The sequence below is a fragment of the Halomonas sp. genome, from assembly GCF_014859505.1.
Taxonomy (GTDB): Bacteria; Pseudomonadota; Gammaproteobacteria; order Pseudomonadales; family Halomonadaceae; genus Halomonas.
Genome location: NZ_JACUUD010000074.1, coordinates 1 through 14,690, shown reverse-complemented (window position 1 = coordinate 14,690; position 14,690 = coordinate 1). Strand labels below are relative to the sequence as shown.

Sequence of the window (14,690 nt, the reverse complement as noted above, 5' to 3'; positions counted from 1 at the left end):
GTATGCCCGGTGGTGTGAGAGGACGGGGGAGGCGACTCCCCCTCCTACTCGATCTTGTGCGTGGCTCAGCGCTGGACGGTGGCGCGGCCGGCGCCTGTCGGCTCCCGCCAGTGGCGCTGCCAGGCGCGCATCACGCGCTCCGGGTACCAGGTCTGTCCCAGGCTGCCGTTGTAGCGGGCCAACGCCCGGGTAAAGTCGCCGCGCTCCACCGCAAGATAGTGGGCGAGTATCGTGGTGCCATAACGCAGGTTGCGCCACGGGTCCTTGAGGTCGTCGGCGGGGAGGCCCAGTTCGCGGATCCAGAACGGCATGATCTGCATCAGGCCCACCGCCCCGGCGGAGGAGATTGCGTCGACTCGAAAGGCGCTCTCCACCTGGATCACCGCCAGTACCAGCTCCGGCGGCAGGTGGGCCAGGCGCGCCTCCAGAAAGACCCGCTGCAGCAGCTCGCCGCGCAGGGCCTCATCCTTGACGAAGCGCGCCATCGAGGGCTCCATGGCGTTTTGCCACTGGCGTGCCGCCCAGATCTCGGCCGGGTCGCGGGGGAGGGAAAGGCTGTCGTCCAGGGTCGTGCGCAGCGTGGCGGGAGTGGCCGGGAGCGCCTGAACCACCAAGGGGCGTCGGTCGGCCTCCAGGGCGGCCAGGAAGGTATCGTCGCTGGCCGCCGCCGGGGAGGCGGCAGCCAGGCAGAACCACCCCAGGCCGGCGGCGAGGCGTTTCACGTTGAGACGCGCGTCAGCGGCTGATGCGCTCGCGCAGGAAGTCGAGGAGTTGCTCTGCCGGTAGCATGGTGGCGTCACTGTCACGGCGTCCCTTGTATTCCAGTTCACCCTTGTCCAGGCCGCGATCCCCGACCACCAGGCGATGGGGCAGCCCCATCAGCTCATGGTCGGCGAACTTGGCCCCCGGGCGCAGGTCGCGGTCATCCAGCAGCACCTCGAAGCCGGCCTCGGTCAGTTCGGCATAGAGCTTCTCGGACTCCTCGCGGACCCGCTGCGACTTGTGGGCGTTCATCGGCACCAGCGCGATCTGGAAGGGCGCGATGGCGTCGGGCCAGATGATGCCGGCATCGTCGTGGTTCTGCTCGATGGCGGCGGCCACGACCCGAGTCACACCGATACCATAGCAGCCCATCCAGGGATGCAGGGCGCGACCTTCGTCGCCGAGCACGGTGGCGTTCATCGCCTCGCTGTACTTGCGGCCCAGCTGGAAGACGTGGCCCACCTCGATGCCACGCTTGATGGAGAGGGTGCCGTGGCCGTCCGGCGAGGGGTCGCCTTCCACCACGTTGCGCAGGTCGGCGACCTTGGGCAGGGCGACGTCGCGCTCCCAGTTGATGCCGAAGTAGTGCTTGCCGTCGACGTTGGCGCCGGCTCCGAAGTCGCTCATCAGCGCCACGCTGCGGTCCACGATGATCGGCATCTCGAGCCCCACCGGGCCGAGCGAGCCGGGGCCGGCGCCCACCGCGGCGCGGATCTCCTCCTCGCTGGCCATGGTCAGGGGTTCGGCCACCTCCGGCAGGTGCTCGGCCTTGATGGCGTTGAGCTCGTGGTCGCCGCGCACCAGCAGGGCGATCAGGCCCCCCTCGGCGGCGTGGACCATCAGCGTCTTGATGGTCTTCTCGATGGGCAGGCCGTGCTGCTCCACCAGGGTGGCGATGGTGCGGGCATCGGGGGTATCGACCAGGTGCAGCTCCTCGCCGGGGGCGGCGCGCTCGGGGGTGGTGCCCAGCGGCGCTGGCAGCGCCTCGGCCTTCTCGATGTTGGCGGCGTAGTCGGACTCGCTGGAGAAGACGATGGCGTCCTCACCGGAGTCGGCCAGCACGTGGAACTCGTGGGAGCGGTCGCCGCCGATGGCGCCGGAGTCGGCCAGCACCGGGCGGAACTCCAGGCCCAGGCGGGTGAAGATCCGCGTGTAGGCATCGTACATCGCCTGGTAGGTCTCCTTTAGCGAGGCCTCATCGACGTGGAAGGAGTAGGCGTCCTTCATGATGAACTCGCGGGAGCGCATCACCCCGAAGCGCGGACGGATCTCGTCGCGAAACTTGGTCTGAATCTGGTAGAAGTTGACCGGCAGCTGCTTGTAGCTGGCGATCTCGCGGCGCACCAGGTCCGTGATCACCTCCTCGTGGGTGGGGCCGACGCAGTAGTCGCGGTCGTGGCGATCCTTGAGGCGCAGCAGCTCCGGGCCGTACTGCTCCCAGCGGCCCGACTCCTGCCACAGCTCGGCCGGCTGCACCGCCGGCATCAGCAGCTCCTGGGCGCCGGTGCGGTCCATCTCCTCGCGGACGATGCGCTCGACCTTGCGCAGGGTCTTCAGTCCCAGCGGCAGCCAGGTATAGAGGCCGGAGGTGAGGCGGCGGATCATGCCCGAACGCAGCATCAGTTGGTGGCTGATGACCTCGGCGTCGGCGGGGGTTTCCTTGAGGGTGGCAATCAACAGTTGAGTGGCGCGCATGGGTCCGGCGTTTCCTCGGGCTCGTCAAAGGGCGGTCCGCCAGGACGGCGGCAGTTGGCGCATTGTACGGCCAAGCGCCAGGCGCGGCAAAAGCCGTCCTCGAAAGCTCCTTCGCCCTCCGAGCCTGGCGCCACCCCCCTCGCGCCGGGTGTGGTTGGCGCTTTCCGGGCCTGTGGTAGACTCAACTCGATTTTGCACAGCGGTGCCAGCCCGGAATGCGAGGGAGCGGCGCCGATTCAGGATGCCATGGAGATTCCCGCATGACCCCATTGTTGCGTCGTGGCCTGACCGGCCTGGTTCTCGGTGTCTCGATCACCGCCCTGGTGGGCTGTGGCACCGTCTTCCACCCCGAGCGCAAGGGCCAGCTGAGCGGCCGCATCGACCCGGTAGTGGCCATCGCCAACGGCGTCGGCCTGCTGTTCTTCATCGTCCCCGGCGTGATCGCCTATGCCGTGGACTTCTCCAACGGCACCATCTACCTCCCCAGCGGCCACACCTCTGCCGGGGTGGATGCCATGAGGCTCGAGGAGGACATGGACGTGGCTTCCCTGGAGCGGCTGCTCTCCGAGAAGAGCGGCAAGCTGGTCAGCCTGGACAGTGAGCTGCTCAGGGTCGAGGAGGTGGAGAGCCTGGATGAGGCCCTGGCGCTGGTGCGCATGGCCGGTATCGACGACGAGGCCCGCCTCGCCAAGGCCGCCGACGAGCGCGCCTGACTAGCGGCCCAGCTCCCGCATGGCGCTCTCCAGCCCCTCCAGGGTCATGGGATACATCCGCTCGTCGATCAACCGGCGGATCAGCTGGGTGGAGTGGGTGAACTCCCAGGCGCGCGGCGGCATGGGGTTTAGCCACGCCAGGCGGGGGAACTTGTCTGTGAGCCGCTTGAGCCATACCGCCCCGGCCTCGTCGTTGAAGTGCTCCACGCTGCCGCCGGGGTGGGTGATCTCGTAGGGCGACATGGCGGCGTCGCCGACGATCACCACCTGGTAGTCATCGCCGTAGGTGTGCAGCACGTCCATCGTCGGGATGCGCTCGGCGTGGCGCCGGGTCTGGTCGTGAGCGTTGCTGCGCCATAGCCCCTCGTAGAGGCAGTTGTGGAAGTAGTAGGCCTCCAGGTGCTTGAACTCCGAGCGCGCCGCGGAGAAGAGCTCCTCGCAGGTGCGAATGTGGTCGTCCATGGAGCCGCCCACGTCGAGCAGCAGCAGCACCTTCACCGCGTTGTGGCGCTCCGGGCGCATCTGCACGTTGAGCAGGCCGGCGTCCCGCGCGGTCTCGCGGATGGTGGCGTCGATGTCGAACTCCTCGGCAGCCCCCTGGCGGGCGAACTTCCTGAGCCGGCGCAGCGCCATCTTGATGTTGCGCGTGCCCAGCTCCAGGGAGTCGTCGTAGTCGCGGAAGCGCCGCTCGTCCCACACCTTCACCGCCCGGCGATGGCGGGAGCCCTCCTGGCCGATGCGGATGCCCTCGGGGTTGTAGCCGTAGGCGCCGAAGGGGCTGGTGCCGCCGGTGCCGATCCACTTGTTGCCGCCGGCGTGGCGCTCCTTCTGCTCCTCGAGGCGCTGCTTGAAGGTCTCGATCAGTTTCTCGAGTCCGCCCAGGGACTCGATCTGTGCCTTCTCCTCCTCGGAGAGCTGCTTCTCGAATTCCCGGCGCAGCCAGTCGTCCGGGATCAGCGCCTCGATGGCGGCGTCCAGGTTCTCGAGTCCCTCGAACCAGGCGGCGAAGGCGCGATCGAAGCGGTCGAAGTGCCGCTCGTCCTTGACCATCACGGTGCGCGCCAGCTGGTAGAAGGCCTCCATGTCGGCAAACACCACGCCACGCTCCACCGCGGCGTGGAGATCGAGCAGCTCGCGCAGCGACACCGGCACCCCGGCACGCTTCAGGGTCTCGAACAGGCCGATAAACATGGGTCAGCGCCTCTGGTTGCCCTGGCGGCGCATCATGAACGCCAGCCGTTCCAGTAACTGCGTATCCTGTTCATTTTTCACCAGCGCCCCGGCCAGCGGCGGGATCGCCTTCACCGGGTCGCGGTGGTAGAGCGCCTCCCGAGCCAGCTCGTCGCTCATCAAGAGCTTCAGCCAGTCCACCAGCTCCGAGGTGGAGGGCTTCTTCTTGAGCCCAGGCGCCTGGCGCAGCTCGAAGAACACCTCCAGCGCCTCGCCCACCAGGCGCGGGGCGATGTCGGGGAAGTGCACGTCGACGATGGCCTGCATGGTCGCCCGGTCGGGAAACTCGATGTAGTGGAAGAAGCAGCGGCGCAGGAAGGCGTCGGGCAGCTCCTTCTCGTTGTTGGAGGTGATGACGATGATCGGGCGGTGGCGCGCGGTGACGGTCTCGCCGGTCTCATAGACGTGGAACGCCATGCGGTCGAGCTCGTGGAGCAGGTCGTTGGGAAACTCGATGTCCGCCTTGTCGATCTCGTCGATCAAGAGCACCACCCGCTCGTTGGCGGTGAAGGCCTCCCAGAGCTTGCCGGGCTTGATGTAGTTGGCGACGTTCTCAACGCCCTCCACGCCCAGCTGGGAGTCGCGCAGGCGGCTCACCGCGTCGTACTCGTAGAGCCCCTGGGCGGCCTTGGTGGAGGACTTGATGTGCCAGGTGTGCAGCCGGGTGCCCAGGGAGGCCGCCAGCTCCTCGGCCAGCAGGGTCTTGCCGGTGCCCGGCTCGCCCTTGATGAGTAGCGGGCGCTCCAGGGTCACGGCGGCGTTGACCGCCTGTTTCAGGGCCTCGGTGGCCACGTAGGTGGAAGTGGAATCAAACGCCATGGAGTGTGTGCCTCGACAGATCGTCAGGAGTGGGGATATTCGAACAAGTGTACGGAAGGGCGGTGACGGCGACAAATCACTCCCGCTGCGTCGGGCGGTAGGCCTCCACCAGGATCGCCGGGTCGTGCTCGGCGTGGCCGCGGGTGGTATGGGCGCGCATCAGCTGGGCGGCCAGGGCGCTCATGGGCGTGGCGCTGCCGCTGCGCTGGCTCTGGGCCACCGCCAGGTCGAGGTCCTTGAGCAGGGTGCGCAGGTGCCAGGGCGGGTTCTCGAAGTCGCTCGCCGCCATGCGCGGGGTGAGGATCTGGAAGGGCTTCGAGTCCGCGAAGCCCCCGGAGAGCGCCTCGACGAGCCGGGTGGCCTCCACGCCGCTGGCCTCGGCGAGAGCCACCATCTCGGCGAGCACCGCGGCCTGGCAGCCCACCACCATCTGGTTGCACACCTTGGTGACCTGACCCGCGCCCACCGGGCCCATGTGGGTGACCCGGGCGGTGAGCGGTGCCAGCAGTGGGCGGATGGCGTCGATGTCGGTCGCCTCGCCGCCGGCCATCATCACCAGGCTGCCGGCCTCTGCGCCGGCTACGCCGCCGGAGACCGGGCAGTCGATCCAGCCCATGCCGCAGCGCGCCTCGAGCCGCCGGGCGAAGTCGCGGGTGGCCGCCGGGTCGCTGCTGGAGAAGTCGATCAGTGTCTGGCCGCGGCGTCCGTGCTCCGCCACGCCGCCTTCGCCGAACACCACGCTCTCCACCACCTCGGTATTGGCCAGGCAGAGCATCACCAGGTCCACGCTCGCCACCAGCTCGCCGAGGGTGGCGGCCACCCCGGCGCCGACCTGGCCCAGCGCCTCGGCCTTGGCGGGGGATCGGTTCCAGACGGTCACATCAAAGCCGGCCTCCAGCAGGCGGCGGGTCATGGGGTCGCCCATCAGGCCGATGCCGATGAAGCCGAGGCGGGGGTGGGTCATGGGATCTCTCCGGCGAGTGGATGGCAGGAGGCAGCATGCGCGAAGGCGGGGTTTTTCGGCAAGCCGGCTTGTCTGGCCGGACGGGACTGTGCGACAAGCGAAGGGAGCCGGGGGCGAGGGCGGTGAAGGGGGTATCGCCCATGGCGTCGGTCAGGATTCCGGACTAATTTCATGAGATATCGGGAAGTGCGTGGCACGCCTTGATGCCGCTCAAGGCCTTCCGCCAACCCCCTGGCGAGCCCACCTCCCGCCGATACGCCCAGCCTGCCGGTCGAGTCGGCACCGACCGGCCCAACACAAGGAGTTCCTCATGCCGCCTGCCGTTCTCCCCCTGTTGCCGTTGACTCCATCGACTCACCATCACCACGGCCCCTGCTGCTGCGGCTCGCCGCTGCTGCAGCGTTTCCATGAGCGCATGATGGCCGAGATCAGCCGCCGTCACTTCCTGGGCGGCACGGCCGCCGTCATGGCGCTGTTCGCCGGCCTGCATGCCCCCTCCGCGGTGGGCGAGCAACCACGGGAACGTGAGGGACCGCTGCTGCTGACCCATCTCAGGCTGTTCGACGGTAGCGGTTCGCCGCTGCGCGATGATGTGGCGGTGCGGGTGGAGGAGGGGCGCATCGCGGCGCTCCTGCCCGGTGGCGCCGACGCCGAGGGGGCCGAGGTGATCGACTGCGGCGGGCGGGTGCTGATGCCCGGGCTGATCGATGCCCACTGGCACACCACCCTGGCCGGCATCACCCAGGTGGCGGCGATGACCGCCGACGTGGGCTATGTGCATCTGGTGGCGGCGCGGGAGGCGGAGCGCACCCTGATGCGCGGGGTGACCAGCGTGCGCGACGTGGGTGGGCCCTCCTTCGCGCTCAAGCGGGCCATCGACGAGGGCATCGTGGCCGGGCCGCGGATCTTTCCCGCCGGGGCCATGATCTCCCAGACGTCGGGCCACGGTGACTTCCGCATGCGCCACGAGGTGCCCCGCGGATCCACCACGCCGCTCAGCGAGCAGGAGCGGCTGGGGGTGGCAGCCATCGCCGACGGCGAGGCCGAGGTGCTCAGGCGCACCCGGGAGCAGCTGATGCTCGGCGCCTCCCAGATCAAGCTGATGGCCGGCGGCGGGGTCGCCTCCACCTACGACCCCCTGGACAGCACCCAGTTTACCGAGCGCGAGCTGCGTGCGGCGGTGGAGGCTGCCGACGACTGGGGCACCTACGTGACGGTGCACGTCTATACGCCGCGGGGCATCCAGCGCGCCTTGCGCGCCGGGGTGCGCTCCATCGAGCATGGCCAGCTGGCCGACGAGGAGAGCGTGCGCATGATGGCCGGGGAGGGCGCCTGGTGGAGCCTGCAGCCCTTCCTGCAGGACGAGGATGCCAACGTCTACCCCGATGCGGCGCGCCGCGAGTCCCAGCTCCAGGTGGCCGAGGGCACGGTGCGCGCCTACGAGCTGGCCCAGCGCTTCGACGTCCAGACGGCCTGGGGCACCGATATCCTCTTCAGTCCCCAGAACACCCCCAACCAGCTGCGCCACCTGGCCAAGCTCACCCGCTTCTACGACCCGCTGACGGCCCTGGCCATGGCCACCGGGCGCAACGGCGAGCTGCTCGCTCTCTCGGGTCCGCGCACCCCCTATGCCGGCACCCTCGGGCGCATCGAGCCCGGCGCCCTGGCGGACCTGCTGGTGGTGGATGGCGACCCGAGCCGCGACCTCGACTTCCTTAACGACCCGGAGCGCAACCTGCGCCTGATCATGAAGGGTGGCCGCATCCACAAGGACCGCCTGGGAGCAGCCTCATGAGGGCTCGTCGGCTTCCACTGGTCCTGGCCTTGGGGCTTGCCGCGTTGGGACTCGCGACCCCCGGCCTGGCGTTCCAGGCCCATGCCGGCGAAGAGGGTTGGCGCTTCCAGCTGACTCCCTACGCCTGGATGGCGGGCCTGTCGGGTGACGTCCGGCCCCTGGCGGGAGCGCCCACGGTCAGCACCTCGCGCTCCTTTGGCGAGGTGCTGGATGACCTGGAGGGCGCCTTCTTCCTGACCGGCAGCGCCCGGCACGATCGCTGGGTGCTGCTGGGAGACCTCACCTGGGCCTCGCTGAGCCAGGAGAGCGCGCTGGCCCCCGGCATCGTGGCCGAGGGCAGGCTGCGCCAGCGCTCGTTGACGGCGCTGGCGGGCTACCAGGTGGTCAGCGAGCCCGACCATCGCCTGGATCTGCTGGCGGGGGCGCGGGCCTGGCGCATCGAGGCGGAGGTGGGCGTGCCGGTCCTGGGGCTCGCGGCTCGCGAGACCGAACGCTGGGTCGACCCGATCCTGGCCGCGCGGCTGCGTTCGGCCTGGACCCCGGCCTGGTCGACCCTGCTGCATGCCGATATCGGCGGTTTCGGCGTCGGTGCCGACAGCACCTGGCAGCTGGTGGCAACCGCCAACTATCAGGTGAATGACACCTTCACGCTGTCGGCGGGGTATCGCCATCTGGCGGTGGATCGCGACGAATCGGGGACTCGCATTGATGTATCGATGAGCGGCCCTCTGCTGGGGGCCACCTGGCGCTTCTGAACCGGGTCCCTGCCTCGCCATGGCGCATTCAGCGCCAGTAGGGCACGCCTATGGTGCAATACGGCATGTCGCCGGCCACCCGGGACGCCTGCCTGAGCTCGATAACATATCTATCTTGTTGTATTAAAAGATCTAACTATTTTCATGGCGCGGTCTTCGCAATACTAAAGACATGATCACCGCACCACCTGGTGATCACCTGTGAGCTGGCGTGCTCCACCTGGTCCCCTTCGGGGGGCCTTTTTTATGCTTGGCAGGTCGATGCTATTGGTCTACATTTGTTGAAAATGTAGAAATTAACCCTCGCCAACCCCACGGAGCCCACGCCATGAGCCAGATCACCCCCGTTACCTGGGAAGACCCCTTCCGTCTGATCGACCAGCTCTCCGAAGACGAGCGTATGGTCTACCAGACCGCCCACGACTACTGCCAGGAGAAGCTCCTGCCCCGGGTGCTGGAGGCCAACCGCCACGAGATCTTCCACCGCGAGATCATGAACGAGATGGGCGAACTCGGGCTGCTGGGTTCCACCATCGACGGCTACGGCTGTGCCGGGCTCAACTACGTCAGCTACGGACTGGTCGCCCGGGAGGTGGAGCGGGTCGACTCCGGCTACCGCAGCGCCATGAGCGTTCAGTCGAGCCTGGTGATGTACCCCATCCATGCCTTCGGCAGCGAGGCCCAGCGCGAGAAGTACCTGCCCAGGCTGGCCACCGGCGAGTGGGTGGGCTGCTTCGGCCTCACCGAGCCCGACCACGGCTCCGACCCCGGCGGCATGATCACTCGCGCCACCCGCACCGACAGCGGCTGGCGCCTCAACGGCACCAAGACCTGGATCACCAACTCTCCCATCGCCGACGTCTTCGTGGTGTGGGCCAAGGACGATGAGGGCGTGATCAACGGCTTCATCCTCGAGAAGGGCATGCAGGGGCTCAGCGCGCCCAAGATCGAGGGCAAGTTCAGCCTGCGCGCCTCCATCACCGGCCAGATCGCCATGCAGGACGTGGAGGTCTCCGACGACCAGCGCCTGCCCAATGTGACCGGCCTCAAGGGCCCGTTCTCCTGTCTAAACCGTGCCCGCTACGGGATCGCCTGGGGCGCCATGGGCGCCGCCGAGGCGTGCTGGCACGCGGCCCGCGACTACACCATGGAGCGCAAGCAGTTCGGCCGCCCGCTGGCCGCCAATCAGCTGATCCAGAAGAAGCTCGCCGACATGCAGACCGAGATCACCCTGGGCCTGCAGGCCGCCCTGCGCGTGGGCCGCATGATCGACGAGGGCCAGCTGGTGCCCGAGGCGATCTCGCTGATCAAGCGCAACAACTGCGGCAAGGCGCTGGACATCGCCCGGGTGGCCCGCGACATGCACGGCGGCAACGGCATCAGCGACGAGTACCACGTGATCCGCCACGTGATGAACCTCGAGGCGGTCAACACCTATGAGGGCACCCACGACGTCCACGCCCTGATCCTGGGGCGCGCCCAGACCGGCCTCCAGGCGTTTACCGGGTAAAGGGGGAGCTCACGATGAGCGGACCGCTGGAAGGCATCACGGTGCTCGACATGTCGCGGGTGCTGGCCGGCCCCTGGGCCGGCCAGCTGCTCGCCGACCTGGGCGCCCGGGTGATCAAGATCGAGCACCCCGAGCGCGGCGACGACACCCGCGGTTGGGGGCCGCCATGGCTCGCCGAGGCGGACCGGGTGGAGAAGGTCGCCGCCTACTACCTCTGCGCCAACCGCGGCAAGCAGTCGCTGGCCGTGGACATCGCCACCGAGGAGGGCCAGGGGCTGATCAAGCGGCTGGCGGAAGGCGCCGATATTCTGCTGGAGAACTTCAAGGTGGGCGGCCTGGCCCGGTACGGGCTCGACTATGCGAGCCTGAAGGCGCTCAACCCGAGGCTGATCGGCTGCTCCATTACCGGCTTCGGCCAGGATGGCCCCTATGCCCACCGCGCCGGCTACGACTTCATGATCCAGGCCATGGGCGGGCTGATGAGTCTGGGCGGGGAGCCCGACGGCATGCCGATGAAGACCGGCGTGGCGATCACCGACGTGATGACCGGGCTCTATGCCACCGTGGGGGTGCTGGCGGCGCTGCAGGAGAGGCAGCGCACCGGCATCGGGCGCCATGTGGACGTGGCGCTGCTCGATGTCCAGGTGGCGACCCTGGCCAACCAGGCCCTCAACGCCCTGGTCAGCGGAGAGAATCCCGAGCGCCACGGCAACGCCCATCCCAATATCGTCCCCTATCAGGCCTTCGCCTGTGCCGACGGCCACCTGGTGCTCACCGTGGGCAACGACGCCCAGTTCGTGCGTTTCGCCAAGCTGCTCGGCCACCCGGAATGGGCCGAGGATCCGGCCTACGCCACCAATGCGGCGCGGGTCGGCAACCGCCAGGTGCTGGTGCCGCTGATCCAGGCGATCCTCATGACCCGCTCCCGGGACGACTGGCTCGCCGAGCTGGAGGCCCGCGGCATCCCGGCCGGCCCCATCAATACCCTCACCGAGGTGTTCGACGATCCACAGGTTCAACACCGTGGGCTGCACCGCACCCTGATGCGGAGTGGGCTCGAGGTGCCTCAGGTGGCGAACCCCCTGCGCTTCGATGGCGACGGTGCCACCAGCGACCTGGCCCCGCCGCGGCTTGGCCAGGACAGCGATGCGATACTCGCCGAGATGGGCCTGACGGCCGACGATATCGCCCGGCTCAGAAGGGCAGGGGTGGTGCGTTAGCGGGGGGAGAAGCGCCGGGTCAGCCCCATCTCGGCGATCATCCGGGTGGAGATCTCCTCCACCGAGAAGCGGGTGGTGTCGATGAAGGGGATATGCAGCTGGCGGTAGAGCCCCTCGGCCTGGCCCACCTCCTGGACGCACTGGTCCATGGAGCTGTAGCGGCTGTTGGGGCGACGCTCGTGGCGGATCGCCGTCAGCCGGCGTGGGTCGATGGTCAGGCCGAACAGCTTGTGGCGGTGTGGCATCAGTGCCTTGGGTAACTTGAGGGTGCCGTCCTCGTCGAGGTCGTCCTCGGTGAGCGGGTAGTTGGCGGCGCGGACGCCGAACTGCAGCGCCAGGTAGAGCGAGGTAGGGGTCTTGCCGCAGCGCGAGACCCCGACCAGGATCACGTCAGCCTTGTCGTACTGGTGGGTACGGGCGCCGTCGTCGTTGTCCAGGGCGAAGTGCACCGAGTGGATGCGGTCCATGTAGACCTCGTCCTGCCCGATGGCGTGTGTGCGGCCCACGCTGTAACTGGAGCGGGTGTCGAGCTCCTGCTCCAGCGGCTTGAGAAAGGTCGAGAAGATGTCGATCTTGAAGCCCTCGGCCTCGCGGATCACGTCGCGGATCTCCTCATCGACGATGGTGTCGATGATGATCGGCATCTCGCCGTCGTGCACCGCGGCGCCGTTGATGACTTCCACCAGGTTCTCGGCCTTCTCCACCGAATCGATGTAGGGCTTGGTGACCATGCGAATCTCGACGTTCTCGAATTGCGCGAGCAGGCTGCGGCCCAGGCTCTCGGCGGTGATGCCGGTGCCGTCGGAAATGAAGAAGGCGGTACGGGTCATGGTGTCGTCATCGCAGGTTGAGTGAAGTCAGGGATGGAGAAATCGCCCCTATTGTCGGTGCCGCGACCGCCGCTCACAAGCATTGGCCGCTGGAGGGGCATCGTTAGTCGACTACAGGAATCCATGAAATCGGCCCGATCTTGTAATAATCCTCCACTGCCTACCCGTTTAGACCAATGGCGAATATGTCCCCCGCTTGATAGAGTGCCGACCATCTCATCATGCCTTGCCGGCATGATCACCTGTCGTCGTAAGCCAAGGGGGTCCCGTGGACGATTACATTCTGTGGTTCGATGTACTGGGCATGGACGATGTGGAGCGAGTCGGGGGCAAGAACGCGTCCCTCGGCGAGATGATCTCCAATCTGGCCGGCGCCGGGGTGACCGTGCCCGGCGGCTTTGCCACCACCGCTCACGCGTACCGCGAATTCCTCTCCCACGAAGGCCTCAACGAGCGTATCAACGCCGCGCTGGCCACCCTGGACGTGGATGATGTCAACGCCCTGGCCAGGACCGGCGCCGAGATCCGCCAGTGGATCATCGATACGCCGCTGCCGCCGACCTTCGAGCAGCACCTGCGCAGCGCCTACGAGAGGCTCCTCTCCCAGCATGCCAACCTCAAGGTCGCCGTGCGCTCCTCGGCCACCGCCGAGGATCTGCCGGACGCCTCCTTCGCCGGCCAGCAGGAGACCTTCCTCAATATCGAGGGGTTCGACAACATCAAGCGTGCGGTGCACGAGGTGTTCGCCTCGCTGTTCAACGACCGCGCCATCTCCTACCGGGTGCACCGCGGCTACGCTCACGAGAACGTGGCGCTCTCCGCCGGCGTCCAGAAGATGGTGCGCTCCGAGACCGGCGCCTCCGGGGTGATGTTCACCCTGGACACCGAGTCCGGTTACCGCGATGCGGTCTTCGTCACCGCCTCCTGGGGCCTGGGCGAGACCGTGGTGCAGGGGGCGGTGAACCCCGACGAGTTCTACGTCCACAAGCCGACCCTGGCCTCCGGCCGCCCCGCCGTGCTGCGCCGCAACCTGGGCTCCAAGCTGATCAAGATGGTCTATGGCAAGGAGGCCAGCGCCGGCAAGTCCGTGGAGACCGTCGAGGTGCCGCTCAAGGAGCGCGGGCGCTTCTGCCTCGACGACGACCAGGTGATGGCTCTGGCCCGCCAGGCGGTGACCATCGAGCAGCACTACCAGCGCCCCATGGATATCGAGTGGGCCCTGGACGGCGATGACGGCGAGCTGTATATCGTCCAGGCCCGTCCCGAGACCGTGGTCTCCCAGCAGGAGGGCGGCAAGCTCGAGCGCTTCCAGCTCAAGGAGAAGGGACGAAACCTGATCTCCGGCCGCGCCATCGGCCAGCGTATCGGCCAGGGCGCCGTCAAGGTGGTGGCCTCGCCGGAGGACATGGACAAGGTCCAGGCCGGCGATGTGCTGGTCACTGACATGACCGACCCCGACTGGGAGCCGATCATGAAGCGCGCCTCGGCCATCGTGACCAATCGCGGCGGGCGTACCTGCCATGCGGCGATCATTGCCCGTGAGCTCGGCATTCCCGCCGTGGTGGGCTGCGGCGATGCCACCCAGGTGCTCGCCGACGGTCGCGACGTCACCGTCTCCTGCTCCGAGGGTGACACCGGCCACGTCTACGAGGGGCTGCTGGCCTTCGATCGCAGCGTGACCAGCGTCGATGCCATGCCCGAGATCCCCTTCAAGATCATGATGAACGTGGGCAACCCCGACCGTGCCTTCGGCTTTGCCAGCCTGCCCAATGCCGGTGTCGGCCTGGCACGCCTGGAGTTCATCATCAACCGCATGATCGGCGTGCACCCCAAGGCACTGCTCGACTATGACACCCTGCCCGCCGACCTTCAGCAGACCATCGACCTGCGCATCGCCGGCTACGCCAGCCCGGTGGATTTCTACGTCGACAAGCTGGTCGAGGGCATCTCCACCCTGGCCGCCGCCTTCTACCCCCAGCGGGTGATCGTGCGCCTATCCGATTTCAAGTCCAACGAGTACGAGAACCTGATCGGCGGCAAGCTCTATGAGCCCGGCGAAGAGAACCCGATGCTCGGCTTCCGCGGTGCCGCCCGCTACATCTCCGAGTCCTTCCGGCCCTGCTTCGAACTGGAGTGCCGGGCGCTGAAGCGGGTCCGCGAGGTGATGGGCCTGGACAACGTCGAGATCATGGTGCCCTTCGTTCGCACCACCGACGAGGCCCGCCAGGTGGTCGAGCTGCTGGCGGCCAATGGCCTGAAGCGCGGCGAGCATGACCTCAAGGTGATCATGATGTGCGAGCTGCCGGCCAACGCCCTGCTCGCCGATGACTTCCTCGAACACTTCGACGGCTTCTCCATCGGCTCCAACGACCTGACCCAGCTCACCCTGGGCCTGGA

Annotated in this window: 12 protein-coding genes; 6 read left to right on the top strand and 6 right to left on the bottom strand. The window is 67.8% G+C overall.

Annotation, left to right across the window (positions count from 1 at the left end; all coding sequences use genetic code 11):
* Positions 1–65 precede the first annotated feature (65 nt).
* The gene (locus IBX53_RS10700) at positions 66–566 is read right to left on the bottom strand and encodes a lytic transglycosylase domain-containing protein (RefSeq protein ID WP_290908995.1); all 501 of its coding nucleotides are present in this window, start codon (positions 564–566) and stop codon (positions 66–68) included.
* A 169-nt stretch (positions 567–735) separates the two neighbouring features.
* Positions 736–2,457 carry a proline--tRNA ligase gene (locus IBX53_RS10695; protein WP_290908993.1) on the bottom strand — a complete coding sequence of 574 codons (1,722 nt, stop codon included), beginning with the start codon at positions 2,455–2,457 and terminating at the stop codon, positions 736–738.
* Positions 2,458–2,717: 260 nt separating this feature from the next.
* Here IBX53_RS10695 and IBX53_RS10690 point away from each other — a divergent pair, with 260 nt between their 5' ends.
* Positions 2,718–3,170: a hypothetical protein gene (locus tag IBX53_RS10690; protein WP_290908991.1), complete on the top strand. Its 453-nt coding sequence runs from the start codon at positions 2,718–2,720 to the stop codon at positions 3,168–3,170.
* Here the strand turns inward: IBX53_RS10690 and IBX53_RS10685 are convergent, their stop codons facing one another.
* The 3 genes from IBX53_RS10685 to IBX53_RS10675 all read right to left on the bottom strand — a co-directional run bounded on the left by IBX53_RS10685 (position 3,171) and on the right by IBX53_RS10675 (position 6,183).
* The gene (locus IBX53_RS10685) at positions 3,171–4,361 is read right to left on the bottom strand and encodes a VWA domain-containing protein (RefSeq protein WP_290908990.1); all 1,191 of its coding nucleotides are present in this window, start codon (positions 4,359–4,361) and stop codon (positions 3,171–3,173) included. It lies immediately after the preceding gene.
* Between the two features lie 3 nt (positions 4,362–4,364).
* Positions 4,365–5,219 (bottom strand): MoxR family ATPase, encoded by an 855-nt coding sequence (locus IBX53_RS10680; RefSeq protein WP_290908988.1) that lies wholly within the window; start codon positions 5,217–5,219, stop codon positions 4,365–4,367.
* A 76-nt stretch (positions 5,220–5,295) separates the two neighbouring features.
* On the bottom strand, positions 5,296–6,183 hold the full coding sequence (locus IBX53_RS10675; protein ID WP_290908985.1) for an NAD(P)-dependent oxidoreductase: 888 nt from the start codon (positions 6,181–6,183) through the stop codon (positions 5,296–5,298).
* Positions 6,184–6,493: 310 nt separating this feature from the next.
* Between IBX53_RS10675 and IBX53_RS10670 the strand changes: the two genes are divergently transcribed.
* From IBX53_RS10670 to IBX53_RS10655, 4 genes are all read left to right on the top strand, one after another.
* Positions 6,494–7,978, top strand: a complete 1,485-nt coding sequence (locus IBX53_RS10670; protein ID WP_290908983.1) for an amidohydrolase family protein — start codon at positions 6,494–6,496, stop codon at positions 7,976–7,978.
* Positions 7,975–8,733 (top strand): hypothetical protein, encoded by a 759-nt coding sequence (locus IBX53_RS10665; RefSeq protein WP_290908981.1) that lies wholly within the window; start codon positions 7,975–7,977, stop codon positions 8,731–8,733. Before IBX53_RS10670 ends, IBX53_RS10665 begins: the two co-directional genes overlap by 4 nt.
* 328 nt (positions 8,734–9,061) lie before the next feature.
* Positions 9,062–10,243, top strand: coding sequence for an acyl-CoA dehydrogenase (locus tag IBX53_RS10660; protein WP_290908979.1), 1,182 nt, complete (start codon positions 9,062–9,064; stop codon positions 10,241–10,243).
* 14 nt (positions 10,244–10,257) lie between these two features.
* Complete coding sequence (locus tag IBX53_RS10655) at positions 10,258–11,463, top strand: CaiB/BaiF CoA-transferase family protein (protein ID WP_290908977.1); 1,206 nt, start codon at positions 10,258–10,260, stop codon at positions 11,461–11,463.
* Here the strand turns inward: IBX53_RS10655 and IBX53_RS10650 are convergent.
* A complete protein-coding gene (locus IBX53_RS10650; protein ID WP_290908975.1) occupies positions 11,460–12,293 on the bottom strand; it encodes a pyruvate, water dikinase regulatory protein in 834 nt (277 codons plus the stop codon). The genes IBX53_RS10655 and IBX53_RS10650 overlap by 4 nt on opposite strands.
* A 268-nt stretch (positions 12,294–12,561) precedes the next feature.
* Between IBX53_RS10650 and ppsA the strand changes: the two genes are divergently transcribed.
* On the top strand, positions 12,562–14,690 hold a 2,129-nt coding region (gene ppsA / locus IBX53_RS10645), incomplete at its 3' end, for a phosphoenolpyruvate synthase (protein ID WP_290908973.1).